Below are 887 nucleotides of genomic sequence, written 5' to 3'. Positions count from 1 at the left end.
GTCAGCTCGTCTGTCGCTGACCCACTGCCATCGGGGTGTAGAACCGTAGACATCGTTTACATCTGAAACCGGGGACATCGTTTACACATTTGAGGCTTGGACGCGGGTCGTACCTCGTCCAAGCCTCCCCAAGGGATAGTCACACAGGTACAAATCCCAGGCATCATCCTCAGCTTCTTTAAGCCCTATCCTTTCTCCGGATAGGGCCTCGCTGACAAATACCAACTTGCCATTCCACTTGATCGATCCATCCTGCCTGACGCTTCGCACCCGCATTTCTGCCGGATACTCCACATCGGGCAAGCATCCTGGGTACAGTCGGGTAGATGGTACGTACACCTCTCCCGGGCGCTTCATACCAAGCGCTTCATGAGGGCGTACGTAATTGAACTCATGTCGGAAATGTTCCAACAAAAGCTGCTGCTCGACCAAGTTGTTCCCTAGCGGTAGCTCAAGTTTCAGGCTGCGATGCATTCGTTCGTGTCGACCATTCTGGGCAGGTCTTCCTGGTATGGTGCGCTCGGGATAGATACCTAAACGGATCCACCAAACGGCCAGTGTGGACATTCTCGCCAAGCCAGGAGAGGCGAAGGGAACGCCATTGTCAGAACGAATGACTTCCGGCATGCCGTAATCCTGAAAAAGCCGCTCAAAGGTTTGTTTTACAGGCTGGGTCATGATTTTAGGATGAGCCCTGCAAGCCAGAATCAAACGGGATGCATGGTCTGTAACAGTCAGCGGGAAGCACATCTGGGCGTTGAGCATCTTGAATTGCCCTTTGTAGTCCACGCACCAGGTTTTGTTGGGGTCATTGGCCTCTCGCATTTCAATATGGGAGGTACCGTGCCGACGCTTGAACCGCCGTTTGCTGACCAGTCCAAGCCGAT

1 protein-coding gene is annotated in these 887 nt (G+C 53.4%); it reads right to left on the bottom strand.

Annotation, left to right across the window (positions count from 1 at the left end; translation table 11 throughout):
- Window positions 1–81 precede the first annotated feature (81 nt).
- Window positions 82–887, bottom strand: an 806-nt coding sequence (locus tag MCRY_RS22435) for an integrase core domain-containing protein (protein ID WP_085633987.1), incomplete at its 5' end; no start/stop codon positions are given.

The organism is Marivita cryptomonadis (genome assembly GCF_002115725.1).
GTDB classification, from domain to species: domain Bacteria; phylum Pseudomonadota; class Alphaproteobacteria; order Rhodobacterales; family Rhodobacteraceae; genus Marivita; species Marivita cryptomonadis.
This window is presented reverse-complemented; position numbering and strand designations above follow the sequence as displayed.